General features: G+C 48.9%; 27 protein-coding genes. 17 read left to right on the top strand and 10 right to left on the bottom strand.

From position 1 onward, the window contains the following. Positions 1-75 precede the first annotated feature (75 nt). From BLU99_RS06920 to BLU99_RS06910, 3 genes are read right to left on the bottom strand one after another with little or no spacing between them, the layout of a single operon-like run. On the bottom strand, positions 76-2,301 hold the full coding sequence (locus BLU99_RS06920; RefSeq protein ID WP_091900510.1) for a glutamine synthetase III family protein: 2,226 nt from the start codon (positions 2,299-2,301) through the stop codon (positions 76-78). Between the two features lie 48 nt (positions 2,302-2,349). Next, positions 2,350-3,234 carry a carbon-nitrogen hydrolase gene (locus tag BLU99_RS06915; RefSeq protein WP_091900508.1) on the bottom strand — a complete coding sequence of 295 codons (885 nt, stop codon included), beginning with the start codon at positions 3,232-3,234 and terminating at the stop codon, positions 2,350-2,352. Next, a complete protein-coding gene (locus BLU99_RS06910) occupies positions 3,231-4,256 on the bottom strand; it encodes an agmatine deiminase family protein (RefSeq protein WP_255397487.1) in 1,026 nt (341 codons plus the stop codon). The genes BLU99_RS06915 and BLU99_RS06910 overlap by 4 nt, the downstream gene beginning before the upstream one ends. A gap of 76 nt (positions 4,257-4,332) precedes the next feature. Between BLU99_RS06910 and BLU99_RS06905 the strand changes: the two genes are divergently transcribed. From BLU99_RS06905 to BLU99_RS06885, 5 genes are all read left to right on the top strand, one after another. After that, positions 4,333-4,935, top strand: a complete 603-nt coding sequence (locus BLU99_RS06905; protein WP_091901107.1) for an ATP-binding cassette domain-containing protein — start codon at positions 4,333-4,335, stop codon at positions 4,933-4,935. Between the two features lie 8 nt (positions 4,936-4,943). Beyond that, positions 4,944-5,684 carry an ABC transporter permease gene (locus BLU99_RS06900; RefSeq protein ID WP_176771070.1) on the top strand — a complete coding sequence of 247 codons (741 nt, stop codon included), beginning with the start codon at positions 4,944-4,946 and terminating at the stop codon, positions 5,682-5,684. A gap of 26 nt (positions 5,685-5,710) precedes the next feature. After that, positions 5,711-6,559: a DNA/RNA non-specific endonuclease gene (locus BLU99_RS06895; protein WP_091900502.1), complete on the top strand. Its 849-nt coding sequence runs from the start codon at positions 5,711-5,713 to the stop codon at positions 6,557-6,559. Between the two features lie 70 nt (positions 6,560-6,629). Further along, entirely contained in the window at positions 6,630-7,415 is a 786-nt protein-coding gene (locus BLU99_RS06890) for a Nif3-like dinuclear metal center hexameric protein (RefSeq protein ID WP_091900500.1), read from the top strand. A 36-nt stretch (positions 7,416-7,451) separates the two neighbouring features. Then, a complete protein-coding gene (locus tag BLU99_RS06885) occupies positions 7,452-8,300 on the top strand; it encodes a zinc ribbon domain-containing protein (protein ID WP_091900498.1) in 849 nt (282 codons plus the stop codon). Between the two features lies 1 nt (position 8,301). On the opposite strand, the gene BLU99_RS06880 is transcribed toward BLU99_RS06885, so the two are convergent. Beyond that, entirely contained in the window at positions 8,302-8,751 is a 450-nt protein-coding gene (locus BLU99_RS06880; RefSeq protein WP_091900496.1) for a type I restriction enzyme HsdR N-terminal domain-containing protein, read from the bottom strand. Positions 8,752-8,875: 124 nt separating this feature from the next. On the opposite strand from BLU99_RS06880, the gene holA reads away from it, so the two are divergent. From holA to BLU99_RS06860, 4 genes are all read left to right on the top strand, one after another. After that, positions 8,876-9,904 (top strand): DNA polymerase III subunit delta, encoded by a 1,029-nt coding sequence (gene holA / locus BLU99_RS06875; protein WP_091900494.1) that lies wholly within the window; start codon positions 8,876-8,878, stop codon positions 9,902-9,904. A gap of 765 nt (positions 9,905-10,669) precedes the next feature. Beyond that, on the top strand, positions 10,670-11,137 hold the full coding sequence (locus BLU99_RS06870) for a helix-turn-helix domain-containing protein (RefSeq protein ID WP_091900492.1): 468 nt from the start codon (positions 10,670-10,672) through the stop codon (positions 11,135-11,137). 67 nt (positions 11,138-11,204) lie between these two features. Continuing rightward, positions 11,205-11,981, top strand: a complete 777-nt coding sequence (locus tag BLU99_RS06865) for a dihydroorotate dehydrogenase electron transfer subunit (protein WP_091900490.1) — start codon at positions 11,205-11,207, stop codon at positions 11,979-11,981. Further along, complete coding sequence (locus BLU99_RS06860) at positions 11,969-12,874, top strand: dihydroorotate dehydrogenase (protein ID WP_091900489.1); 906 nt, start codon at positions 11,969-11,971, stop codon at positions 12,872-12,874. The genes BLU99_RS06865 and BLU99_RS06860 overlap by 13 nt, the downstream gene beginning before the upstream one ends. Before the next feature lie 171 nt (positions 12,875-13,045). On the opposite strand, the gene aroC is transcribed toward BLU99_RS06860, so the two are convergent. After that, on the bottom strand, positions 13,046-14,122 hold the full coding sequence (gene aroC / locus BLU99_RS06855; RefSeq protein WP_091900487.1) for a chorismate synthase: 1,077 nt from the start codon (positions 14,120-14,122) through the stop codon (positions 13,046-13,048). A 23-nt stretch (positions 14,123-14,145) separates the two neighbouring features. Continuing rightward, positions 14,146-14,796 (bottom strand): FKBP-type peptidyl-prolyl cis-trans isomerase, encoded by a 651-nt coding sequence (locus BLU99_RS06850; RefSeq protein ID WP_091901104.1) that lies wholly within the window; start codon positions 14,794-14,796, stop codon positions 14,146-14,148. Positions 14,797-15,117: 321 nt separating this feature from the next. On the opposite strand from BLU99_RS06850, the gene BLU99_RS06845 reads away from it, so the two are divergent. The 6 genes from BLU99_RS06845 to BLU99_RS06825 all read left to right on the top strand — a co-directional run bounded on the left by BLU99_RS06845 (position 15,118) and on the right by BLU99_RS06825 (position 19,762). Further along, complete coding sequence (locus BLU99_RS06845; protein ID WP_091900485.1) at positions 15,118-15,480, top strand: hypothetical protein; 363 nt, start codon at positions 15,118-15,120, stop codon at positions 15,478-15,480. Between the two features lie 126 nt (positions 15,481-15,606). Next, entirely contained in the window at positions 15,607-16,491 is an 885-nt protein-coding gene (locus BLU99_RS06840) for a M48 family metallopeptidase (protein ID WP_091900483.1), read from the top strand. A gap of 9 nt (positions 16,492-16,500) precedes the next feature. Then, positions 16,501-17,904 (top strand): C1 family peptidase, encoded by a 1,404-nt coding sequence (locus BLU99_RS06835; protein ID WP_091900481.1) that lies wholly within the window; start codon positions 16,501-16,503, stop codon positions 17,902-17,904. After that, entirely contained in the window at positions 17,905-18,798 is an 894-nt protein-coding gene (locus BLU99_RS06830; protein WP_091900479.1) for a helix-turn-helix transcriptional regulator, read from the top strand. A 229-nt stretch (positions 18,799-19,027) separates the two neighbouring features. Then, positions 19,028-19,192: a hypothetical protein gene (locus BLU99_RS12255; protein WP_176771069.1), complete on the top strand. Its 165-nt coding sequence runs from the start codon at positions 19,028-19,030 to the stop codon at positions 19,190-19,192. 111 nt (positions 19,193-19,303) lie between these two features. Continuing rightward, positions 19,304-19,762, top strand: a complete 459-nt coding sequence (locus tag BLU99_RS06825; RefSeq protein WP_091900477.1) for a GAF domain-containing protein — start codon at positions 19,304-19,306, stop codon at positions 19,760-19,762. Positions 19,763-19,835: 73 nt separating this feature from the next. Here BLU99_RS06825 and BLU99_RS06820 read toward each other — a convergent pair whose 3' ends face one another. From BLU99_RS06820 to BLU99_RS12160, 3 genes are all read right to left on the bottom strand, one after another. Then, positions 19,836-20,105 carry a TIGR03905 family TSCPD domain-containing protein gene (locus BLU99_RS06820; RefSeq protein WP_091900475.1) on the bottom strand — a complete coding sequence of 90 codons (270 nt, stop codon included), beginning with the start codon at positions 20,103-20,105 and terminating at the stop codon, positions 19,836-19,838. 9 nt (positions 20,106-20,114) lie between these two features. Next, positions 20,115-21,980, bottom strand: a complete 1,866-nt coding sequence (locus BLU99_RS06815; RefSeq protein WP_091900473.1) for a heavy metal translocating P-type ATPase — start codon at positions 21,978-21,980, stop codon at positions 20,115-20,117. A gap of 637 nt (positions 21,981-22,617) precedes the next feature. After that, the gene (locus BLU99_RS12160; protein WP_144006107.1) at positions 22,618-22,848 is read right to left on the bottom strand and encodes a hypothetical protein; all 231 of its coding nucleotides are present in this window, start codon (positions 22,846-22,848) and stop codon (positions 22,618-22,620) included. A 757-nt stretch (positions 22,849-23,605) separates the two neighbouring features. Between BLU99_RS12160 and BLU99_RS06810 the strand changes: the two genes are divergently transcribed. Continuing rightward, entirely contained in the window at positions 23,606-24,931 is a 1,326-nt protein-coding gene (locus BLU99_RS06810) for a Fic family protein (protein WP_091900472.1), read from the top strand. A gap of 82 nt (positions 24,932-25,013) precedes the next feature. Here the strand turns inward: BLU99_RS06810 and BLU99_RS06805 are convergent, their stop codons facing one another. Further along, on the bottom strand, positions 25,014-25,514 hold the full coding sequence (locus BLU99_RS06805) for an HXXEE domain-containing protein (protein ID WP_176771068.1): 501 nt from the start codon (positions 25,512-25,514) through the stop codon (positions 25,014-25,016). Positions 25,515-25,667: 153 nt separating this feature from the next. Here BLU99_RS06805 and BLU99_RS06800 point away from each other — a divergent pair, with 153 nt between their 5' ends. Next, the gene (locus BLU99_RS06800; protein WP_091900467.1) at positions 25,668-26,405 is read left to right on the top strand and encodes an SDR family NAD(P)-dependent oxidoreductase; all 738 of its coding nucleotides are present in this window, start codon (positions 25,668-25,670) and stop codon (positions 26,403-26,405) included. The last annotated feature ends 157 nt before the right edge of the window (positions 26,406-26,562 follow it).

Raw genomic sequence — 26,562 nt, 5'->3', positions numbered from 1 at the left:
GAATTGTCGTCTACCATAAATTAGCCCCCAAAAGGTTTCTCCTTTTGGGGGCTAATCATTTTTAGGGGTCTCGTCCTAACGGATGAATAGCAGTTCGCGGTACTTGGGCAAACTCCAGAGACCGTCCTCGACAATCAGTTCCAGATGGTCGATCTCGTTACGGATGGCATCCATCTTTGGGCAGACGGTATCATGGTAGGCAATGGCGCGCTCATGAATGCTCTGGATACGATTTGCAACACGACGTGCATCTGTCAGTTCCTCAACAAACTGTTCTATACGTTCAGTTCGCTCCGCAATCTCCTGAATCAGCTTCAGGTTACGGGCAGAGAGACGGTAAGCCTCATCGGCAGGGAAGACATCTTTCATGCCCTGAACATTTTTGATCAGCTGACTCTGATAATGGGTGGAGACAGGAATGATATGGTTCATAGACAAGTCGCCCATGACGCGTGCTTCAATCTGTACAGTCTTGACGTAGGTTTCCCATTTTACCTCGTTGCGTGCTTCCAACTCCTTGCGGTTCATCACCTTCGTAGACTCGAACATATGAACGCTTGATTCATCAAGGTAGTGCTCATAGATGATAGGGCATGAATTCTCGACATCGAGACCACGACGTTCGGCTTCCTCAACCCATGCTTCACTATAGCCATTTCCATCGAAGCGGACAGGTTTACAGATCTTGATATCCTCACGGAGGATGTCAAGAATTGCAGACAGTTTGCTGTCACCCTGAGCGATACGTTCATCAACGCGTTTCTTGAAACTCTGAAGTGCTTCTGCCATTGCAGAGTTGAGGGCAATCATGGCAGAGGCACAGTTGGATGAAGAACCGGGTGCGCGGAACTCAAAACGGTTGCCCGTGAAGGCAAAGGGAGATGTCCGGTTTCGGTCGGTATTGTCGATAATCAGATCGGGGATCTGTGGGATGTCAATCTCCATGCCCTGTTTGCCCTTGAGGTTGAAGAGATCGTCTCGGTCGGAGAGCTCAATATGATCGAGTAGCTCGTTGAGTTGTTTACCAAGGAACGAACTGATGATTGCGGGAGGTGCTTCGTTCCCTCCAAGACGGTGAGCGTTGGTTGCACTCATGATGGAGGCCTTCAGTAACCCATTATGACGATAGACAGCCATCAGTGTCTCCACGATGAAGGTGACGAAGCGGAGGTTCTCTTTGGCTACAGCATCTTTATCGGCAGCGCGATCTTCCTGACTCTTTCCCGGTGCATGGAGCAGTACGCCAGTATCAGTGGAGAGACTCCAGTTGTTATGCTTTCCAGAACCGTTAATACCATCGAAAGGCTTCTCGTGGAGCAGTACACGGAAACCATGATTGTGTGCCACGCGCTTCATGAGCGACATCAACAGCATATTATGGTCGACAGCCAGATTACATTCCTCGAAGATGGGAGCGAGCTCAAACTGGTTGGGAGCCACCTCGTTATGACGTGTCTTACAAGGAATGGCAAGTTCGAGTGCCTGAATCTCCAAATCCTTCATGAATGCCTGTACTCGGTCTGGAATCGTACCAAAATAGTGGTCGTCCATCTGTTGGTTTTTCGCGCTCTCATGCCCCATTAATGTACGTCCGGTGAGCATCAGATCGGGACGGGCAGAATAGAGACCTTCATCAACCAGGAAATATTCTTGTTCCCATCCGAGGTTTACCTGCACCTTTTTGACATCGTCGTAGAAATAACGACATACGTCCGTGGCTGCTTTGTCAACAGCGTGGAGAGAACGAAGTAGGGGCGCTTTATAATCGAGCGCTTCTCCAGTGTATGCAATGAATATTGTAGGTATACATAATGTGTCGTCAATGATGAAGACAGGCGAAGTGGGATCCCATGCACTATAGCCGCGCGCTTCGAAGGTATTACGGATGCCGCCATTCGGGAACGAGGATGCGTCGGGCTCTTGTTGGACAAGCAGTTTACCGCTGAAGTTCTCTACCATACCACCCTTGCCGTCATGTTCGACAAAGGCATCATGTTTCTCGGCAGTGCCCTCGGTGAGAGGCTGGAACCAGTGGGTATAATGTGTAGCACCCATTTCCATGGCCCATTTCTTCATACCTTCTGCAACAGCATCGGCAATGCTACGGTCAAGTCGTGCTCCGTTGTCAATCACGTCAATGAGTTTATTGTATATCCTATTAGGCAGATACTTGAACATCTTGTCGCGACTGAATACATACTTGCCAAAATATGCCGAGGGACGTTCGGATGGGGTCGGAACCTCGACAGCCTTTTTCTTAAAGGCCTCTTCTACTACTTGGAATCTCAGTTGATTTGACATCTTTTTTTATGGTTGTTTGAAGTTTTGCTTTTTGAGAATATATGATATTTACTTAGTCTGATCAATGAATCTCCGGGGAAGGTCGTCGTAGGCATCAATACGACGGTCTCGCAGGAAGGGCCACCAGCGTCGTACTTGTTCGGAGTGTTGGAGGTCGATGGCAACGATAACACTCTCTTCTTCATCTGTTGAGGCCTCGTAGAGAATCTCTCCCTGAGGGCCGGCAACGAAAGAGGTTCCCCAGAACTGGATGCCGGAACTTCCGCATTCTTCCCAACCGACACGGTTGATAGCAACGACAGGAAGTCCGTTCGCAACGGCATGACCGCGCTGTACAGTCTGCCAAGCTCGACGTTGTCGTTCCTGTTCATCGGGTGCATCACTGGGCTCATAACCGATAGCGGTTGGATAGATGAGCAAGTCTGCTCCCTGAAGGGCCATCAGTCGGGCTCCCTCAGGATACCACTGATCCCAGCAGACCATGACGCCAAGACACCCGACAGATGTCTGTATCGGATGAAATCCGAGATCGCCAGGTGTGAAATAGAACTTCTCATAATATGCGGGATCATCGGGAATATGCATTTTCCTATATATACCAGCGATGCTGCCATCATTCTCTATGACGACAGCAGTGTTATGGTATAGGCCTGCCGCACGGCGTTCAAAGAGTGATGTGACGATGACCACACCGAATTGACGTGCGAGGTCGCCGAAGAACTGCGTCGATGGTCCTGGTATCGGCTCTGCAAGATCGAAGTTGTTGACATCCTCAGTCTGACAGAAATAAAGAGAGTTGTGTAATTCTTGCAAAACGATCAACTGGGCACCTCTTTTTGCGAGGTCACCGATACCTTCCGCAAGGCGGAGAAGGTTGTCTTTTGTGTCTGCAGTATTATGCTGCTGCAGGAATCCGATCTTGAGTTCTTTCATCTTCTTTCTCCGATTTCCGGAAACTGCATCGTACAGCAATGCAGACTTCCATGTTGTTTGATAATGCTCCGACAATCAATGCCTACTATCTTGTGATTAGGGAAGGCTTCTCTGATGAGGCGCAATGCTTCTGTATCTAAATCTGGCTGACCGTACGTAGGACAGAGCACAGCCTCGTTGATGATCAGGAAGTTGGCATAGGTGGCTGGTAGACGTTCACCTTCTTCGTATATGGGACGTGGCATGGGGAGCTTGATAAGCCGGTATGGCTTGCCTTCTAATGTTTGGAAAGTCATGAGCTGCTGCTCCATCAGTCGCAGTTCTTCATATTGCTCGTCAGCAGTATCGTCGCAGCCAACATAAAGGAGCGTGTCGTCAGGACAGATGCGTACGAGTGTGTCAATATGTCCGTCGGTATCGTCACCACTCAGATTACCGTGGTCAATCCAAAGAATCCGTTTGGCACAGAGTTTATCCTTTAGATACTTCTCGATCTCTTGTTTCGTCAGCGGTTGATTCCTGTGGGGAGCCAACAGACAGCCAGTGGTCGTAAAAATCGTTCCCTTCCCATCGCTTTCAATGGAACCTCCTTCTAGTACGAAGTTGAGGCAGTTGACGTATGTTCCCTTAATAACACCAGCATCATGGAGCTGACGATTCAAGGCGTTGTCTAATTCGGCAGGGAATTTATCACCCCATCCGTTAAATCGAAAGTCCATCAGTCGTCGTTCACCATGACTATTTGTAATGGTGATAAAACCATGATCACGTGCCCAGGTGTCGTTTGATGGTAGAGAGGAGAAGTGGTAATGGAGGAATGGGAGAGCAGGATCCGTTGGACCAACAATGAGCAATTCCTCACGAAGGGCAATCTCTCGAGCAATCTCTTCGTAGGTGGCGATAATCTCGTTGAGCATAGGAGCCCAATCGGTGCCGGCATGCGGCCACGTCAACTGCACTCCCCATTGGGGCTCCCATTCGGCCGGCAAGCGCCATCCTTGAGTATCGTTTTTTGTGCCCAAATTGAAAAATTTGCTGCAAAGGTACAAATAAATTGAGAATAATTTATAATTTTGCTGCAAAAATTGAACAGTACCTATGTTAGAGGTAAAAGATGTATCTATCGCTGCTGAGGAGAAGATACTGCTAAAGAACTTGTCGTTTATGGCCAAGGATGGGCAATTGACCTGTATCACAGGAAGGTCAGGTGTTGGTAAGACGACACTGCTACGTACTCTGATGGGGTTCATGCCAACCAAAGAAGGATTCGTCAGTGTCGATGGAGAATTGCTGACGGTCCGCTCTGCACACGTTTACCGCAGGATGATGACCTATCTGCCTCAGGAGTGTAAGATGTTGACTCGACAATTGATTGTACCAGAGGCTCCTTCTTGTGAGGAAGACGAGTATGGGGTATGGAACAATCTGCTGCCTTCCGTGACTCCAGAGTCACAACCAGAACCTCTGTCGTCAGAAGATATCGTTCGCCTGACGGAACTGACGATACAGAAGGCCGAGGATAAACAGATATTTATAGTTGATGAGTTTGCCGATCATCTTCTACCCGAACATACAAGGCATGTGTTAGACTTATTGAGGAGTCTGGTTAGGGTAGGGAAAACCGTTTTGGTGGTCAGCAGTCAATCGCAGATAGTCGGTTGTGCAGATCAAGTGATAAACTTAGATATGATGGAGAGATGAATACAGATATGATTATACATGTATTTCTCGGATTGCTTTTACTGGCAATCCCTGTAGGTGCGTTATATTTCTTGGAGAAACAGATGTTAAAATCGTTTGGCATAGCTGTCGGTCGTATGATAGTACAACTGCTCGTTCTCTGTCTGATAGTATGGGGATTGATCAAAGTCAACAGTCCTTGGCTCTTGATAACTTGGTTGGTGGTGATGTCTGTTGTATCGGGATGGCTGGTGCTGAAACGTTGCGAACTTGATGTCGGCCGACCGATGCTTGCTGTTAGTGGCGGACTATTGACAGGGGTGTTCTTGGTAGGAGTGTGGTTGTTGGCGATAGTACTCCCCGTTCGGACTTTCGATGCCCATTGGTTCGTTCCTGTTATGGCCTTATTGATGGGACATGTTACCGCGATGATGATACGTGGGTTGAATACCTACCTTTCTGCCTTAAAGACCGATGGACAACAGTATGAGTTCCTAAGAGGCAATGGTTTCTCCCGTCTGAAATCCCTACAGCCTTTCCTGCGTCGTAGTCTGCTGGCAGTCGTCTCACCAACCATCGCGAATTTATCTGTACTTGGTCTCACCTCCATGCCGTTGCTGTTGGTCGGCATTTTTATGGGAGGCATGTCGGCTGTTAATGCCTTCATACTGATGCTTCTCATGACGACCGGTTGTGTGGCTGCTTCTATCCTTTCTCTCGCGGTCACAATTTTTCTTGTTGACCGTATTCTTGAACGGGCAAAAATATAAAAATAGAACATCGTTTGAATTGAGGTATGATAAATAATTGGAAACATATAATCTGGGTGTTGGGATTGGCATTGGTGATGGTCTCATGTCAGGAACAGAAAAGAAAAGGAGGTTCTCCTGTTCGGTCATCATTCATGTCGCCGGCTCTGAAGAAAGCCCCGGTCTCATATAATGAGAAAGCGAAAGTTGTCGTAATGTATGAGATGCCGGCTTCCCTAAAGGATCGTCCGGAACAGATTCTGAGGAGGGTGGGTTATACGGCCTCATACAATCGTCAGACGAAGAACCCGAACTGGGTAGCATGGCATCTGACGAAAGATCATACAAGAGGAAACCATCAGCGTGCGCAGGAGGTGTTCTCAGAGGATGAGGATGTCCGTTTGCCAAGAGCTACGGATCAAGACTATTACAATTCACGCTACGATAGGGGACACATGTGTCCGGCTGGTGATAATAAGTGGAGTCAGGAGGCCATGACTCAATCTTTCCTTTTCACGAACATCTGTCCGCAGAATCATGGACTCAACAAGTACGAGTGGAATGATTTGGAGATTCTTTGTCGCGACTGGGCTAGAAAATATGGCGCTGTAGATATTGTCTGTGGTCCCCTTTATGGAAAACCAGAGACTCAGAAGACCATAGGAAAGAATAAAGTGTGGGTTCCAGATGCTTTTTTTAAAGTCATCCTTTGCAGAAGAGGAACTCCCAAAGCTATAGGGTTCGTCTATAGGAATGAGGGTAGGAAGCAAGTGATGGAGGAGGCTGTGAGGACGGTTGATGAGGTAGAACGGTTGACGGGTATTGATTTCTTCCCTTCATTAGAGGATGAAACAGAGCGGAAAGTGGAAGCCGAAGCCCGACTATCTGACTGGTAAAGAGTTAAAAACCCTTAATTAATGGAAAGGCCGGGATGATGTCTCGTCTTTTCTTTGTAATTTTGCAGCCGTGAAGATTAAGGAGGTCTTGAGCGCCCTTGAACAATTCGCGCCTCTGCCCTTGCAAGAAAGTTGGGATAATGCTGGCTTGCAGGTAGGATTGACAGAGACGGAGGTTTCAGGGGCATTATTGTGTCTGGACGTCAACGAAAAGATTGTCGACGAAGCAGTGTGTAAAGGATGCAACTTGATTGTGTCCCATCATCCGTTGTTGTTCCGCGGCCTGAAGACCATTAGTGACATGACAGATGTTCAGCGTACGGTGATGAAGGTCATTCAGAATAAGCTCTGTGTTATCTCCATGCATACGAATATCGATAATGCTCATGGTGGCGTGAATTTCCGTATCGCCCAGAAATTGGGACTCCAGGATGTGCATTTTTTCGCCCCGAAGAGCGTTGATGGCTTGGAGGGAGGAAGTGGTGCCGTCGGCATACTTGTTGAGCCCATGGCCGCCGATGATTTCGTGTTGAAGGTAAAAAAGACCTTTGACGTGGAGTGTGCAATGTGCAACGAACTGCTGCGGCGTCCTATACAGCGGGTGGCAATCTGTGGAGGAGCTGGCGATTTCCTACTTGACGAGGCCGTTAAGACTGGTGCTGATGCTTTTATCACAGGTGAGATGCACTATCATCAATATTTTGGCTATGAGCAGCAAATACAGATCTGCGTCATCGGCCACTACCAGAGCGAACAGTTTACGGCAGAGATTTTCCAGGAGATAATCCAAAGGGAATGTCCTGATGTGAAGACAGAGATAGCGGAGACGGTAACGAATCCGATATTGTATTTATAGAAGAAAAGTTGATTGTATATAAAAACGTAAAAGATTATGGCAAAGAAAGATCCGACAGATTTGTCAGTAGAAGAGAAGCTGAAAACCTTGTATCAGCTTCAGTCCGCGCTCTCAGCCATTGACGAGAAGCGTGCGTTGAGGGGTGAGTTGCCTCTGGAAGTACAAGACCTGGAAGATGAGATTGAGGGTCTGACCACTCGTATTGAGAAGATTAAGAATGAGATCGATGAGTTCAAGCATGCCGTCACTCAGAAGAACGGTGAGATTGAGGATGCTAAGGCTAGCGTGGAGCGTTATAAGAACCAGCTGAACGATGTAAAGAATAACCGCGAATATGATACTCTGAGTAAGGAGATCGAGTTCCAGACGTTGGAGATTGAACTCTGTAATAAGAAGATTCGTGAGGCCAATAATCGTATTCAGGAGAAGCAGCAGGAGTTGGCCGAGAACGAAGAGGTTATCAAGGATCGCCAGGCTGATCTCGAGGTAAAGAAGAGTGAACTTGACGAGATTATGGCTGAGACACGTGCCGAGGAAGAAAAGTTGAAAGAGAAGGTGAAGGATCTGGAGTCAAAGATCGAGAATCGCTTGCTGACTTCTTTCAAACGTATCCGTAAGAATGCTCGTAATGGTCTGGGCGTTGTCTATGTACAGCGTGATGCTTGCGGTGGTTGCTTTAATAAGATTCCACCTCAGCGTCAACTTGATATCAAGATGCATAAGAAGATCATCGTATGCGAGTATTGTGGTCGTATTATGATTGACCCCGAACTGGCAGGTGTGAAGATCGACAAGACAACAGGCGAGGAGAAGAAGACGCGTAAGCGCTCTATCCGCAAGTCAGCTTCTTCTAAGAAGTCGACCGATGCCAATGACATGGATTAAGTCATAGATTTTCATAATCAGGAATATCCTCCAGGAAGCAATAGCTTCGCTGGGGGATATTCATTTTACAGCAATAGTGCTGCAGACCATTGCTGATAATCAGATAATCCGCTTTCAATAGATGATTATAGATAGATATCTGATCGAAGGTTTTCTGCTGAAGTGCTACTGTTGGGGCTTTGTATTCAATAATCATTCGTGGACGAGCTTCTTTATTATATAATAAGGTGTCGCAGCGAAGTCGTTTGTCACCAATCTTAAGCTCTACCTCGTTGGCCAACAGACCTTGAGGATATCCTTTGTGATCGACTAGAAAATGTACGAAATGCTGGCGTACCCATTCCTCTGGCGTTAAAGCCACGTACTTCCTGCGTAGGAAGTCCAGAATCATTCGTTTTCCGTCTTTCTCTTGCAGTTTGATAGGATATGGAGGAAGATTCAATTCGTACATTCTGATAGTTTATGATGATTTGATGGTAATACGAGGATAAAATAATCTCGATTATTTTGCTTTTTTACTCGATTTGCACTAACTTTGCAATCGCAAAAGTACAAATAATTATTTGAATAACGTTATGCCGGAAGCAAAAAATGTGAGTTTCGAAACCATCATGCGTGATTTGAAAGCGCGGAAATTCATGCCTGTCTATTATCTGATGGGTGATGAGCCGTATTATATCGATCAGATTGCTGATTACATTGCCGATCACGTACTGCTGCCGGAAGAGCGCGATTTCAATCAAACTATTCTGTTCGGCTCAGATACGACGGCTTCGCAGATTGCTGATGCAGCCCGGCGCTACCCGATGATGTCGGAATTCCAGGTCCTAATTGTAAAAGAGGCACAGAATGTGAAGAATACAGAAGCGCTGGAGAAATACTTCAAGGCACCTTTGAAGTCTACGATTCTTGTCATGTGCCATAAGAATGGTACTATCGATGGACGAAAAAAGGAATATGTGAAGTCGATTCAGACTGCAGGTGTACTCTTTGAGAGCAAAAAGTTACGAGACAGAGATCTTCCCGTGTATATAGAGAGTTATCTACAGAATCATCAGGTGAGTATCGATCCGAAGTCGGTACAGATGATTGCGGATAATATTGGAGCGGATTTGAGTCGGTTGACTGGTGAGTTGGAGAAACTCATGATTTCTTTGCCCGAACAGGATAGGAGAGTGACGCCTCAAATTGTTGAGGATCAGATAGGCATCAGTAAGGACTTCAATGGCTTCGAACTGAGAGATGCCATTGTGAGCAAGAATGTTTATAAGGCAAACCTGATGATAAAATATTTTGACGAAAATCCAAAGGCTGGTAGCATCTACTCTTTTCTCCCAATGCTCTTTAATTATTTCCAAAACTTGATGATTGCATACTACGCACCGAATAATAAGAGTCAAGAAGCGGTTGCAGAATGGTTGGAATTGAGATCTCCATGGGCTGCCAAAGACTACATGACTGGCATGAGAAACTATGCAGGAATGAAGGTGATGCAGATTATTTCCAAGATGAGAGAGATTGACGCCAAAAGTAAGGGATTGGATAACCCAAATACCCCTCCAGGAGAGCTGATGAAAGAGCTGATTTTTTATATTTTGCACTAAAATAGCCACTTTTCTTTGCTAGAATTATAGAAAAATGCGCTTTTGAGAAGCGCTTTTTTTATGCTCAAATGCCGATAAAATCAAGGGGTATGAGCGTTTTTAGACCCTTCAAAACTCGCGTATTTTTATGTCTTTCCACCGCTTGCCGGAAAAACGCCAGAAATGCGAAAATTTGAGTGACTTTCGTCTGTCGGATTCGGCTTTCACATTTTTTAAATGGCGTGTTTCTCTATATTTGTGTTTGCAAATGTAAACCATTCCATCTAATATTTATATATTAAAAGATAAAACACTCTTTCGGATAATGACAGAATTGTGATTTACAAATGTAGAATTCTAAAAACATAAATGAATATTTATAAATATGCAATGGGAGAAATCAGCATATAACACACGGATTATCAGTCATATATGCAATTATTCTGCAAAAAACAGCCCATTAATTGCCTTATTTCCACATGATAACATGCATATCCGTTATTTTTGTGCTTTATATTTGTAAATACCGATTTGGCAGTCAGTTATTTGACTAATATAGCTAAATAAGGGCTTTGTAATAGTTTATTTCCTTATATTTAGGTTTGTAATTCTAAACCAGAGATTAGTCCTTTATACATATATAATTATGAAATGCAAATATCAAAACCAAAAGTAAAGAAACTTAAATTGTTTTTAATTTTGTTGTATGTTTGAAAAAAATGCTTTATCTTTGTAAACTGAAAGAAAAATAGGCAAAATAGCCCTTAAAAGCACTTTGATTAGTATATGAAGGATCGTATCAGACAAATTATGGAGTCTCAGCATATGACTCAACAAGTCTTTGCCGATTACATCGGATTGGCACCTGCAACCCTTAGCAGTATTTTTAATGATCGTACCCGTCCTACCCTCAACGTGGTTGAGTCGATCAAAAAGAAGATACCTAACATCAGCATCGACTGGTTGATGTTTGGTTCTGGTGACATGTATCTGACTGATCCGACAGTTGAAGACCAGGCACCTCGTACCCCTCAGGTGACTCAGCAGTCGATGCTCGATTTTGATCATCCAGCATCTCCTACCCCACAGACAGCTCCAACAGGGGCACAATATTATAATGGTGTAAAGAGTACACGCCCAGAAATAATTCGCGAGGAGGTTAAAATTGTTGACAAACCGCAACGACGCGTACAAGAGATCCGTGTCTTCTATGATGATCAGACGTGGGACACTTTTGTACCTGTTAAGAAATAAGGCTCTTTAAAAATTTGGCTTTTCGTTCATTTTGCACTATCTTTGCAAACAAATTTTTGCAAAGAGTATGAAGAAGTATGTTTTAGACTTGACTGTTGTCTCCGTAGAGCAGATCCATGAGCGCTATGTGCTGATAAAGCTCACCGATGTTCAACCGCTTCCGGAGATGCTGCCAGGACAGTTTGTAGAGGTACGTGTCGATGGCTCCCCATCGACATTCCTGCGTCGACCGATCTCTATCCATTATATAGATAAGGTGAATAATCAACTTTGGCTCCTGGTGGCGACAGTTGGTGAAGGTACCCGTTGGATGGCTTCGCTCCATACTGGCGACGTGGTGAACTGTGTGTTACCTCTTGGCCATGGGTTTACGATGCCTCGGCAGACAGACGAGAAGTTCCTGCTTGTCGGTGGTGGTGTTGGTGTAGCACCCTTGCTTTATCTTGGTGCGGAGATCCGACGGATGGGAGGTGAGCCCACTTTCCTGTTAGGAGCCCGTTCTGCTAAAGATCTTCTGATGCTCGATGAGTTTAGGAAATATGGTCAGGTTTACGTGACGACAGAAGATGGCAGTGCCGGAGAGAAAGGCTTTGTGACCGGTCACTCGATACTGAGTCAGGAGCGCTTTTCCCATATTGCCTCCTGCGGTCCTACGCCGATGATGAAGGCTGTGGCCCGTTATGCACACCAAGAAGACATCGACTGTGAGGTGTCTTTGGAGAATCTGATGGCCTGTGGCCTCGGCGCCTGTCTCTGTTGCGTGGAGAAGACAACGGAGGGTAACCTCTGTGTATGCAAGGATGGTCCTGTTTTTAATATCAAGAAGTTATTATGGCAGCTTTAAATGTAAGGATTGGAGCACTGGAACTGAAGAATCCAGTGATGACAGCATCAGGAACTTTTGGCTATGGACTGGAGTTCGCGGATTTTATGCCCCTTGATGGGATCGGTGGAATCATTGTCAAGGGCACCACACTGAAACCTCGTGAAGGAAATGATTACCCGCGTATGGTGGAGACAGCACAAGGGATGTTGAACTGTGTGGGTCTTCAGAACAAAGGTGTCGACTATTTCTGTGAGCATATCTATCCGCAAATCAAGGATATTGATACGAATATGATCGTTAATGTCAGTGGTTCTTCGCCCGAGGACTATGCCGAGTGCGCAGCCCGTATTGATGCACTTGACGAGATACCGGCCATCGAACTGAATATCTCCTGTCCGAACGTCAAGGACGGTGGAATGGCCTTCGGTGTCACGTGTGCCGGTGCTGCCAGTGTGGTGAAGGCTGTTCGTGCCCGTTACCACAAGACGCTTATTGTGAAGCTTTCTCCCAATGTGACGGATATCACAGAGATCGCCCGTGCTGTAGAGGCCGAGGGGGCCGATGCCGTGTCGCTCATCAACACGCTGATGGGAATGGCTATTGATATTGAAAGGCGGAAGACCATGCTCAGCATCAATACCGGTGGACTGAGTGGTCCTGCAGTAAAGCCTGTAGCCCTGCGTATGGTATGGCAGGTGGCGAAAGCCGTCAACATTCCCGTTGTCGGCTTAGGTGGTATCAGTTCCGCCAAGGATGCCATCGAGTTCCTGATGGCCGGTGCTACCGCTATCGAGATCGGAACAGCCAACTTCCTCGATCCTGCTATATCTATTAAGGTACGCGATGGCATCAACGACTGGCTCGACAGTCATGGTTGTCAGTCGGTGCAGGAGATTATTGGGGTGATATGAAAAATTTGAGGGTGATCAATAGACCACCCTCAACCAACACAAAAACTAAACTAGACTTAACTAATACATACCGGGATTTTCACAAACCCTCGGAATGTTGATGCAAATATACGATATTTTCTCTTATCAACCAAGAGAAAAACTCATTTTCTTGCAAAAAAAATGCGTTTCTTATCTTTTACCTGCCTTTCCCAACAGGTAGAAGTCAGCAATAGTCATTGCCGCCATTGCCTCAACCACGGGCACCGCCCTGGGCAGCACACACGGGTCATGCCTACCACGAGCCGTGAAGAGGGTGGGGTTACCTTCCAGGTCTACAGTCTCCTGTTCCTTGAGGATGGTAGCCACGGGCTTAAAGGCCACACGGAAATAAATGTCCTGTCCGTTTGAGATGCCTCCTTGTATGCCACCGCTATGGTTCGTACGAGTGGTTACACCCTGCTCAGACGATGGTGCGAAAATATCGTTCTGCTCAGAACCGCGTGTGTTCACGCAGTCGAAGCCCTCACCATACTCGAACCCCTTGACAGCGTTGATGCTGAGCATCGCCGATCCAAGAGCTGCATGCAACTTGCCGAATTCCGGCTCACCCAGTCCGGCAGGACAGCCCTTGATAACACAGGTGATGATACCACCGATGGTGTCGCCCTCAGCCTTGACCTTGGCAATCAGAGCCTCCATCTCGGCAGCCTTCTCTGGATCAGGACAGCGCACAGCGTTGCTCTCTGTCTGTGAGAGGTCGTAGCGGTGATAGTCGCGATCCAGGGCGATGTCGCCCACCTGAGAGGTGTAGGCCTGGACGCTGATGCCGTATTCACGGAGCACCATCTTGGCTAAGGCACCACCCACACACCGACTGATGGTGATACGAGCGGAGGAACGACCGCCGCCCCGGTGGTCTCGCACCCCGTATTTATTATAATAGGTGTAATCAGCATGAGAAGGACGGAACAGACAGCGCATATTCTCATAGTCCTGCGAGTGCTGGTTGGTGTTTCTGACGATAAAGCCGATAGGACAGCCTGTCGACTTCCCTTCAAAGACACCGCTTAACAGCTCCACTTGGTCGGGCTCTTGTCTTGAGGTCGTGATCTTGCTCTGACCAGGTCTGCGCCTGTTCAGTTCCTCCTGAATGAATTTCACGTCGACGTCAATGCCGGCAGGCATCCCGTCGACCACTCCACCAATGGCCTCGCCGTGACTCTCACCAAATGTGGTCAGTCTGAAAATATTGCCGAATGTATTCACTTCTCACCTTTTTATATCACTTCTTAATGGCAGTGACCGCAGCCGCATCCGTCACCATGGTGATGATCGTCGCAGTCACATCCGCCGTCGTGCTCATGCCCACAGTCGCATCCGTCACCGTGCTCATGCCCGCAGTCGCATCCGTCACCGTGGTGATGCCCACATCCACATCCGCAGCCGCCAGTCATCTGCTTGATGAGCGCCTGTACTTCCTCCTGAGTGGCCTCGCGGTTCTCGACGACAGTACCCGTGAAGTTCAGCACCTTCCCGGCCAGCGGGTGGTTGGTGTCGATGGTTACACCGTCTTCCTCGATTTTCTGTACCTTCGCCATGAAGCGCTGGTCGTCAGCGCCCATCAGCGTGATGACAGCGCCCTCGAAGATATTGTCATGGTCGAAATGCCCATTGATTGTGAAGACCTCACGTCCCAGTTTGTGTACACCCTCGGGATCATAAACGCCGAAAGCCTCTGCCGGTTGGAGGGTGAAGTCGAAGGTTGCGCCTTTCTCGTGCTTGATCACCTCCTCCTCGAAACGGTCGAGGGCGATGCCGAAGCCGGTAATCAACTCAAACGGTCGCTCTTCGCCCGTCTGCTCCTCAAGGTTCTTCTGCCCGTCAGTGATAGTATATAACTGGTATACGACTGATATGAATCTGTTTTGTGGTTTGTCCATCTTGAATGTCTTCTTTTTATGTCTATTTTTCAAATTTTCGTGCAAAGGTACGAATAATCGGTCGAATATCCAAATATATTTGAATAAATCCCAATAATTGTGATAGATAGCCAATCTGTTGACCTGTATCAACAAAACGGCTGTTATCGCACACAATTTTCATTTATTGTTTGTTTGGTATTCAAAATCATCGTACCTTTGCAGCGTCAAAAGACATAAAAAGATATTTGAACTTAAACCCGTTAAGGCGGGAAAACAGCGTAAGCCGGGAAGGCTGCGCAACAGGATAACATTTTAAACAATTAAAGAAAGGGTAAAAAGATGAAAAAGATGATTTTGACAATGGTAGCAATGCTGAGTATGACAACTGCATTTGCTGAGGGTGAGAGCGCTTCTAGCGTGAACAGTGTAGAGGCTTACGAGCTGAATGTCAATATGAACAAGCTCGCTGATGCACTGCGTCTGGATAGCGACCAGAAAGAGGCCGTGAGCAACATCCATCGCGTATTCGCTTCTGAGCTGAAGAACGCTGCCCTGAATGGTGAGAGCAATCGTAAGGCACTCGTTGATCGTGCCATCGTTAACGATGTTAAGCACATGCGCTATGTGCTGACCGAGGATCAGTTCCGTACTTATCTGAGACTGCTCAACACAACGATCAACAACCGTGGTTTGAACATGTAATACAGTGAATGGTTGATAGTTATTGAGGGGCGCTCCGAAAGGGGCGCCTCTTTTTTATGCCTATAATTTGTCAGTCTCGTTTTTTTTTATTTATTTTGCAGTCATAAACTCTAAAATAACTGCGATATGAAAAATCTGAAAGCTATTCTTGTGTCAGTCGTTGCTGTCCTGATGGTCAGTTGCGGAACAACCCGTACGGTACCCCTTACCGGGCGTCAGCAGAATCTGATGGTCGAGGATGGACAGATACTAAGTCTGGCCACCCAACAGTATCAGGAGTTCATGAAGACCGCCAAGCTGTCGACCAATGCTGCTAACACGGCGATGGTGAAGCGTGTCGGTCAGAACCTTGCCAATGCTGTGGTTAACTACCTGAATACCGCTGGTCTCTCTTCTGAGGTAGCCAACTATAAGTGGACCTTCAACCTCGTGCAGGACAAGCAGGTCAATGCCTGGTGCATGCCTGGAGGACTCATCTGTGTCTACGAAGGACTGCTTCCCGTCACGCAGGACGAGGCCTCGCTGGCCATCGTGCTGGGACATGAGATTGCTCATGCCGTAGCCCGTCATTCTGCCGAGCAGATGAGTACTCAGATCAAGCAGCAGTACGGTCTGCAGATCGGTGCTGCCCTATTGGGACAGGTAGGCATGGGAGCTAACACAAGTTCCATCATACAGGCCATCGCGGCTCAGGGCTTTAACTTCAAGAACCTGAAATACTCGCGCAACCACGAGAACGAGGCCGACCACATGGGACTGATCTTTGCCGCTATGGCAGGTTATGACCCGCGGGTGGCTACCACGTTCTGGCAGCGCATGGCCGCCAGCAAGACCACCCAGACGGCTGAGTTCCTGAGCGACCACCCGTCGGATGCTACCCGCATCAAGAATATCCAGGGATGGATGCCTGAGGCCTTGAGGTATTATAACCCGAAGGTTGCCAGCACGGTGCCTACAGCCAAGACAACGAAGACGGCCAAGACGTTGAAGGTGTCATCGAGTAAGAAGTAAACAACATATATGAAGCGAAACGTAATCAGTGTTTTTTGTGTCGTCTGCGCCGTGGCAACAGCCGGAGCGCAGACGAGGATTGGTGGCATCTCTCAGGAGATGCTGAAAGATATTCAGAAAGAAGTCGTGTCGGAGCCGGTCAACAAGGCCTTAGTGAATGCCGTTGCCGCCAATAGTATTGATGCGCTGGCGAAGAACCACCAGAATGCAGGTGCTTTCGACACCTATTTCAATGTAGAGACGAAGAAACAGTCGATCACCGACCAGCGGTCGTCGGGCCGTTGTTGGATGTTCAGCGGTCTCAATGTGCTCCGTAGTAATTTCACCCAGAAGCACGACTCCGTAGAGATCAGCTTCTCCCAGGCCTATCTTTTCTTCTGGGATCAGTTGGAGAAGGCGAACCTGATGCTGCAGGGAGTTGTCGATACGGGTAAGAAGCCCATCGACGACCAGCGCGTGCAGTTCTTCTTCCATCATCCCATCAGTGATGGTGGCACTTTCTGTGGTGTCTCCGACCTGACGGAGAAGTACGGTCTTGTGCCGACAGAGGTGATGCCCGAGTCGTTCTCCAGCGACAATACCGACAAGGCGCGCAGTCTCATTGCCTCGAAGCTCCGCGAGTTCGGCCTGCAGTTGCGCGATATGGTGGCCAAGGACCGTAAGCAGGCATCCATCGATAAGGCCAAAACCCGTATGCTGGCCCAGATCTATAAGATGCTTCAGATGACGATCGGCGAACCGCCGCAGAAGTTCGTCTATGCTTTCAAGGATAAGAACGGCAAGGCTGTCGGTCGTGCCAAGGAGTACACCCCGCAGTCGTTCTACCAAGAGGTGGTCGGTGGTCCGCTCAACGGCACGTTCATCATGGCGATGAATGATCCGCGTCGCCCTTATTACAAGACCTATGAGGTAGAGTATGACCGTCACACCTACGACGGGCACAACTGGAAGTATGTGAACCTGCCGATGGACGATATCGAGCAGATGGCCATCGCCTCATTGAAGGACGGTCGCAAGCTCTATAGCAGTTACGACGTGGGTAAGTTCCTCGATCGTAAGCGTGGCTATGCCGACACGGAGAACTTCGATTATCAGTCGCTCTTCGGCACGACCTTCGGCATGAACAAGGCCGATCGTATCTCTACCTTCGATAGCGGTTCCACCCATGCCATGACACTGACGGCCGTCGACCTCGACGAGAAGGGTAAGGCCCGTAAGTGGAAGGTCGAGAACTCGTGGGGCGCCTCCTGGGGCCAGCAGGGTTGTCTGATCATGACCGACCGTTGGTTCCGTGAGTATATGTTCCGTCTGGTGGTCAACAAGAAGTATGTTTCCGAGAAGATCCTGAAGGCAGCCGAGACCGAGCCGGTGATGGTGATGCCCGAGGATCCGCTCTTCCTGCCCGACGAGTAGATGAAACCCTCCATGATCTTCCACCAGTATATCTGGCTGGTCAACACGCTGCGGCGCTATAAGAAGATGACGCTCGACGAACTCAGTCAGCGGTGGGTCGACGACGAGGTCGCCGACGGTAACCCGCTTTCCCGGTCCTCGTTCAACCGTCACCGCGATGCCATCCTCGACATGTTCGGCATCGTCATCGAGTGCGACGCGCAGGATGGCTACAGGTACTATATCTATAACCCCGAGGTGCTCGACGACGATACGATGGAGCGGTGGATGCTCTCCACGCTTACCGTCGGCGGTGTGCTCTCCGACGGGCTTTCCGTTCAAGAGCGTATCATCCTCGAGGATGTACCTGCCGGAGAAGAGTTCCTCCAGACCATCATCCGGGCCATCAAGACCAATAAGATCATTACCATCGGCTATCGGCGCTTCGGGGCCGACAGCTACGAGAAGACCGTGGCGCCCTATGCCCTGAAGCTGTTCCACCAGCGGTGGTACCTGCTGGCCTTTACGGGCCGTCATTTCGCCACCTACTCACTGGACCGGATGACGACCGTCACGCTGACCGACGAGACCTTCAAGATGCCTGACGATTTCTCGCCCCAGGCTTATTTCTCCGAGTATTTCGGGGTGCTGACCGACGAGACGCCTATGGCGCATGTCGTCGTTCGTGCCTATGGCCGGACGCCCGACTACTTGCGCACCTTGCCGCTCCATCGGTCACAGCGCGAGGTTGCATCGACCGATACGTATGCTGACTTCTCCTTCGACATCCGTCCTACGGCCGACTTCATCGGCACGCTCCTCTCGCATGGCGACGGCTTGGAGGTGCTCCAGCCTCAGGACCTCCGTCAGAGGTTCCTGCAACAAGTGGATGCCTTACGTGCCAGATATCAGTAGAAATACTTTTTTTAGAAAAAATACGAGGGTGTATCAACTTATGGTACACCCTCGTTTTATCTTTGCATCCGATAACATGATTGTACAACTAAAAAAGTAATAAGACTATGGCTGGTTTATTTTGCATCTTCCTGATCTCTATCGCCCTCGTCGGACTGGTAAACGGATACCTCAATGCACTCGACAGTGCAGAGACAGTCAACAGGCATTAACCTCGTGATATCAGCAGATGGACAGACTGATAGATGTGTTGATGACATCACTCCTGAGGTTGGCCGACTATCTGACCCGCAGTCACGCACCTTCCGACCGTGCCTCTGAAACGGCAGAGTCTCCTGTGCCCCGTATCCGCTTCTCCCGTGAAGACCAGATGGTAGAGGGCGACCTGTTCTGACTTGTCCTATATCATCTTTTTTCTTGAATGGTATTCGTTTTTGACTGTCAGATGCATGATACTAAGTTCTTGTTTGTACCTTTGTCGTCTCAAACAAATCATTAAATAATTATGGAAAAAGAAGAGAAATACAAACTGCTCGTAAAGCAGATCCGAAGTTTGGTCGAAGGTGAGACTAATGCCATAGGTGTGATGGCCAATGTGTGTGCAGCCATCCACGAGACGATGGGCTTCTTCTGGACGGGCTTCTACCGTGTGGAGAACGGCGAACTGCTGTTGGGTCCGTTCCAGGGCCCTGTGGCTTGTATGCGTATCCGTCTCGGACGTGGCGTGTGCAGTGCATCGGTAGAGCGCCGCGAGTCGGTGGTTGTGCCCGACGTAGAGCAGTTCCCTGGCCATGTCGCCTGCAGCAGTCTCTCACGTTCCGAGATTGTCGTGCCTCTGTTCTCTGCCGCTGGTGAGGTGATGGCCGTGCTCGATATCGACAGCAAGGAACTGTCGACCTTCGACGATACCGATCGTCGTTATCTGGAGACCATCTGCCAGATCGTTTCCCCCCTCCTCGGCTGAGAATAAGATTTGTCACAAACAGATGCTCATGGGTGTTTGCCCATGAGCATATTTTTTATACCCATACCTCTGCCTATTCCGCCGGAGCGTTCTTCAGTTGCTCGAGAGCGCGGCAGAGCTGATCGGGGCATGATGTGCTCTTCGTCCCGCAGCGGATGCCGTTGAGGCGTCGTATCACGTCGTCGATATGCTGGCCGCGCACCAGTTGACCGATGCCCTGCAGGTTGCCGTTGCAACCACCCAGGAAGAATACCTGTTGGATGATGTTGTTCTCGTCGGCTGTCACGTCAATGAGCTTTGAGCATGTGCCTTGTGTTTCGTACTGGATGTGCTTGGTTTTCATAAAGCGATATTATCTTGTTAGTTTTAATCTGAGACTGTTCATCACGACGCTCACGCTCGAGAAGGCCATGAGTGCCGATGCCCACATCGGGTTGATCTGCCACTGAGCGCCGAAGAGATAGGGTAGGCCGGCGGCAAGAGGTATGCACACGACATTGTATATGAACGCCCAGAAGAGGTTCTGGCGTATCATGCCCACCGTGCGCCTGGAGAGGTCGACAGCCTCGCCGATGCGTCGCAGGTCGGTGCCCATGAGTGTCACCTGTGCCACCTCCATCGCCACGTCGGTGCCCTTGCCCATGGCGATGCTCACATCCGCAATCGCCAGAGCCTGTGAGTCGTTGATGCCGTCGCCTACCATCGCCACGCGATGCCCCTCGCTCTGCAGCTGGCGCACCAGATCCTCCTTGTCCTGTGGCAGCACCTCACTACGGTAGTGGGCGATGGCGGCCTCGTCGGCAATCTGTCGTGCCCGCTCGTCCTGGTCGCCGCTGCACATCCATACCGCTATGCCGTGAGCCTTCAAGGCCTCCATCGCCTCACGGGCGTGGGGCTTCAGTTGCTCTCCCGTATCAGTGGGCATGGTCAGCGTACCCGTCTTGTCGATCACCATCGTGTCTATCTTTCGCATCTCCTCAAGGGCCGTCGCATCCTTGATGAGGATATTCTTCTTCGCTGCCTTACCGATGCCCACCATCAGGGCCGTTGGCGTGGCGAGTCCCATGGCACAGGGACAGGCTATCACCAGTACCGAGACCGCCGAGAGGATGGCCTGTGGCAGTACGGTGAGACCGCCGATGAGCAGCCATACGAGACAGGTGAGCATGCTGATGCCCACCACGACAGGCACGAACACGAGGGCAATCCTGTCGACCACCCGTTGCACGGGTGCCTTTGAGCCCTGCGCCTCCTGAACCCTCTTGATGATATGGGCGAGCATGGTCTTCTGTCCCACCTCTTGTGCCTTGAAACGGAACGTGCCTTGTCTGACGATGGTACCTGCGAACACCCTGTCGCCCGCCTTCTTCGCTGCGGCTATCGGCTCACCGGTGATCATCGACTCGTCGACGCTGCCCTCGCTGTCGCCTACCACCCTACCGTCAACGGCGATCCTCTCGCCTGGTCTCACCTCAATGGTGTCGCCTGGCTGCAGCACGGTGATAGGTGCCTCCGTGATCGTGCCGTTCTCCACGAGATGAGCCGTCTTCGGCTGTAACCCCATCAGGGCGCGGATGGCCGAGGCCGTACCGTTCTTGGCGCGCTCCTCTATCAGTCGTCCTGTCAGCACGAAGGTGATGATCATCACCGAGGCGTCGAAGTAGGTATGCCACTCCATGCCTCGTGCGCCCCACACCCGTTCGCCCCAGAACGTGTTGAAGGCACTGAACAGGAAGCTGATGCCCGTGGAGAGAGCCACCAGCGTGTCCATGTTCGCCGAGCCGTGTATCAGCTGCTTCCCTGCCGTCGCATAGAACTGTCGTCCGCAGTATAAGAGGTTCGTCAGTGCGATGATGAGCATGGTCTGATTGGCCGTATCGCGTGAGCCGATGGCGACCCAGTCCATCGAGATGGCCATCACCAGCAGGGCAAGGAGCCACGACCAAGCGACCTTATTCCTGAGCGTCGTATAGGCGCGCCGCTCGATGGTTTCTATATTTCGGTCTTCCTCGATCACCATGTCGTAGCCGATCTTACCCAGTTCGTCCTTCATCTGTTCGAGTGAGATCCTCGCAGGGTCATACTCCACCAGGGCCGTCCGAGCAGGCAGGTTCACCGCAGCCGACAGGATGCCGTCGAGACTGTTGAGCTTCTGTTCGACGCGTGCCGAGCATCCGGCGCACATCATTCCGAGTATGGCAATCGTTCTTTTCTCCATTCTGATGGCAAAGGTACGAATAAGTGAGAAGAAAGCCAAAAGTTTTTGTGGCTTTCTCGAACGTAAGTCCCATTGCCATGTCCCCCGCCACCCCCCTGTGCCCCTCAGCGGTCCCTGAGCTTGTCGAAGCATCGCCTCCGCGGTCCCTGAGCTTGTCGCGCTCGAGCTTTGCTCGCTTGGCTTGTCCAAGAAGGGTAAACCGCTGGTGCGGAGGACCTTCATTTTCTTTCTGTCACCAGAAAGAAAACGGAAGCAAAAGAAAGAGTGCGAAAACGTCCTGTCTCGGAGGCCTGTTGTCCGATTTTAGTAGCCACTCAATGAACTCGCTTCGCTCAAACAGCATTTCGTATTTCGTTCCTTGGCTCGCTCCTCGAGCCAAGACTCAATATGGCTCCGAAAATAGGACACCCTCTAAAGACCTCCTCGTGCGGAGTGTTTTCGAAGAAGCTGCGCGGTCCCTGCGCCCCTCAGCGGTCCCTGAGCTTGTCGAAGCATCGCCTCCGCGGTCCCTGAGCCTGTCGCGCTCGAGCTTTGCTCGCTTGGCTTGTCCAAGAAGGGTAAACCGCAGAGTCTGTCGAAACATCGAAGCGCGCAGCCGAGAAAGATCACGCCAGACCTTTCTTAAGACTCGCTTCGCTCATATAAGCGACCAGAGGTCGAGCGGATGGTCTGAGCGTACCTTAATGTAAGAGCGACAGGAGGAGCGGTTAAGCCTTCCCATATAGGGGAAGGTTTGGTTAGGGTGGATGTCTCTTTTGGTTCTTTTCTCTGCGCCAGAGAAAAAGAACAGACTGCATGGTACAACCCTGCATTGTAGATAGAACTTCTTGCGTCCCGCTGGTAACAAGCGAGATAGTCTTCTTGCCATATATCTTTACAAATGCCCCCTCATAACTCGCATGGAGATCAGGAATGCAGGAATGAACCCCGTACACGCGAGTTTTGAGTGAAATGCGTATTTCTCTGATATATAGCACGTTACATTTATGCAACAAAGGGGTGGGATTTTTCCCTCAAAGAGATAATCTCCAAGAGTCGTGGAGATAGGCTCCACGAGTGAAGGAGATAATCCCTATACCCTATAAGAGATTATCTCTTTCACTCATAAGTGCCATTCCTTACCATCGTGGAGATTATCTCTTTAACCATAAAGAGGCGGGTCAACCCAGAGCAGGCCCGTTCTTTACTCCGGACAGGTCCCAAGTATGCCATAACAGGGCTAAAAGGAGCTAGAAGAGCCACCCTGTTTCTTCTGGTTCGCAACTTTGCACAACCACTTTTTTTATTACTTTTTCCTGACAAAAGACTTTTCTCTCTTGCCTCGTTCCTCCGATTTAGTGTCAAGACAGTGAATGAAATCACCCAACTTTACATGACACTAACCAACAATAAACAGATATGCGTGACCTCTTGCAGCAAGAAATAGAGAGTAAACAAGAGCCGAATGCTCTCTATGAGAAGTTGGGATATAGTTTATGGTTCTTTCCAATTTATAAAGAATTGGAAAGAATTGAATAGTTATAAATGGTTAAATATAGGTTTTTATTTGAATTAATTCTTTCCAATTCTTGTAATATTGGAAAGAATTGTATATATTTGCGGTCAGAAATCATTATAAGGAAGATATGATAGAAAGACCTCCATATATAACAGACAGGGATTTGGCAACGGTGATGCTTGACAAGTCAAGAAGACCTGATGAGAAGTTGAACGCATTAATTGGCAAGATTAACGACGACTACGAATATTGGGATACGATCAAATACAAAAAACGCCCAGATAGTTGCGTTTCAGCTCAAGAGTTATGGTTAAGTGTAAAAGCCTCTCGCATATCAAGTACCGTTTATACTTGGGACAAATACAACGTAAATTTCGGCATGACCAACAAGATGCAGAGGTTGTGCCACGAGTTTGATATGAACTTTGGTGGTTCATGGGGGACAGGTAGTGTCATTCCTAATGAGAATAGAGAGCGATATCTAATCAGTTCGCTGATGGAAGAAGCCATCTATTCTAGCCAGATGGAAGGTGCTGCTACGACCCGTAAGGTGGCAAAGGATATGTTACGTAGGCAAATATCGCCTAAGGACAAGTCGCAGCAGATGATAGTCAACAACTATCAGACTATTCGTTTTATTGTTGAAAACAAGCAAACTCCGTTGACACCGGAATTAGTGTTACACATCCATCATTTGATGACGGATAAGACTCTCAACGACCCCAATGATGCTGGCAGGCTCCGCACAAATAACGAGGTGGTGGTAGAAGATGGCATTACCCATGAAGTTGTTCATACGCCCCCCTCTTATGAAGAACTGCCAACATTCCTGAAGGAGTTGTGCAAATACTTCAATGAGACAAACGCAAGAGTATTTGTCCATCCCATTATTCGTGGCATCATCATCCATTTCATGGTGGCTTATATGCATCCCTTTGTTGATGGAAATGGCAGAACGGCTCGTGCCTTGTTCTACTGGTATATGTTGAAGCAGGGCTATTGGCTCACGGAGTATCTTTCCATCTCTCGTGTTATAGCTATGTCAAAGAAGTCGTATGAGAAAGCTTATCAATATGTGGAAGCTGATGATAACGATTTGGGCTATTTCATTACTTACAACCTAAAAGTGCTTGACCAAGCTTTTAAGCAATTGCAGAATTACATCAAGAAGAAACAGGACGAAAAGATGTTGGCAAATACATTTCTTCAGATTGGTGATATCAATGAGCGTCAAGCCCAGATTATCCGTATGTATATGGAGAATCCAAAAGAAGTGCTGACGGTGAAGGATCTGCAGAACAAGTTTATGGTGACTGCCACTACAGCCAAAAGTGATATCATAGGCTTGTTGAATCGTGGCTTGCTTAAAGAAATCGCATTCAATAAAGTGAAGCGTGGTTACGTAAAAGGCGAAGAATACGATGATATCGTAAAGGACATAGAGTTTAGATAGCATTGAAATATACTCGCGTTTCTTTCCTATGCGCTCCCCTAACTGTTGTTGCGTCAGTTTCTGACTTCAAATAACGAGATGTTTATTTCCCCCACTTGAGGCCCAGATAGTGGGCGAGGGCGAGGTTGGCAACTATGAGGGGCAAGCCGATCAGAGCGTACGACAACAGTTGGGATGGACTGAACTGATGGCATAGCTCGTGTATGACCATGTAGGAAAAGGGGAGTAGGAGGATGGATGACACAAGACCTGGTATGTAGCCTCTTACGACAATTGCCTGAATGACATGTACGACAAGATGGATGGAGAAAGCCAGGAACGTAGCCGTCCAGAGTTCGATGGCGTATGCGCCTCCGAGAAGTGCATAGATGGTGATACCCACCAACACGACGAGTTCTTCTAATGCGGCCGTCAGGAAGGCCTTGGTGTTCATGCGCTGCAGGTGGTCGAATATACGTCGCAACCTGGGGAGACGTGAACTCAAGGCGGCATGATGTGCGGTCACCCAACTGTGCTGCACGGCTACCTCTTCCCCGTCGTGAACGACGAAGGCAAGAATGAATAGGATGTAAATGATGTTCATCGTCATGCAAAGATCGGAAATTCTTGTCGTAACCCGATGACAGAAGGCGTTTTTTTGTGTCGGAGAGGCGATATTCTTGACATAGACATAATTATAATAAGAAGAAATGTTGTATCTTTGCGACATGATAACAGATAATCAATAACTGATGTGATGGAAAAGAAAAGAGCAATCGTGATTGGAGCGTCGTCGGGCATCGGAAGAGAGGTGGCGCGGCTGTTGATCGCAGAAGGATGGACGTTGGGCGTGGCGGCGCGACGGACAGACTTGTTGCAGACACTCGGTGACGTGCAGGTGGAGCAGATCGACGTGACCAGTGAGGATGCGACGAGTCGTTTGCGCACGCTAATAAATAAGGTGGGCGGCATGGATCTGTTCTTCTATGCCTCGGGCATCGGCAAACAGAACCGTGAGCTGGTGGAGGGCATCGAGTTAGCGACGATGCAGACGAACGCCTTGGGGTTTACCCGGATGATTGGCGAGGCCTACCGTTATTTCGCGGAACAGGGTGGGGGGCATATCGCTGCCATCAGTTCAATCGCAGGGACGAAGGGGCTGGGCCCGGCTCCGGCCTATTCGGCTACAAAGGCCTTGCAGAACGTTTACCTGCAAGCCTTGGAGCAACAGGCGCACAGCCGAGGGTTGAAAATACGGTTTACGGATATCAGACCTGGCTTCGTGGATACGGCTCTGCTTGCGGGCGACTTCCGCTATCCGATGATGCTGAAGCCTGAGCGGGTGGCCAAGGAGATCGTGCGGGCCATCAACGACAAGTGTCATATCCGCGTGATCGACTGGAAGTACAGATTGCTGACGGCCGTATGGCGGGGGATTCCCAATTGTGTCTGGCGACGGATCCCCAGGTGTGTCTGGCGACGGATGAAGCTCTGAAGACAGAGAAGAGGGGCCGACAAGGGGGTAAAATAGAAAAATGTAAGTGAAAACGCAAATTTTATAGCAAAATATTTGTTTGTTTCAAGGAAAAGTGATAATTTTGCACCCGTCAAACAAAAAGAGAAGACAATGAATAAGTTGAACGCCTATATTT

It is taken from the genome of Prevotella sp. lc2012, assembly GCF_900107065.1.
Lineage (GTDB): Bacteria > Bacteroidota > Bacteroidia > Bacteroidales > Bacteroidaceae > Prevotella.
Note: the sequence above shows the minus strand (reverse complement) of the source record. Positions and strands in the feature narration are given on the sequence as shown.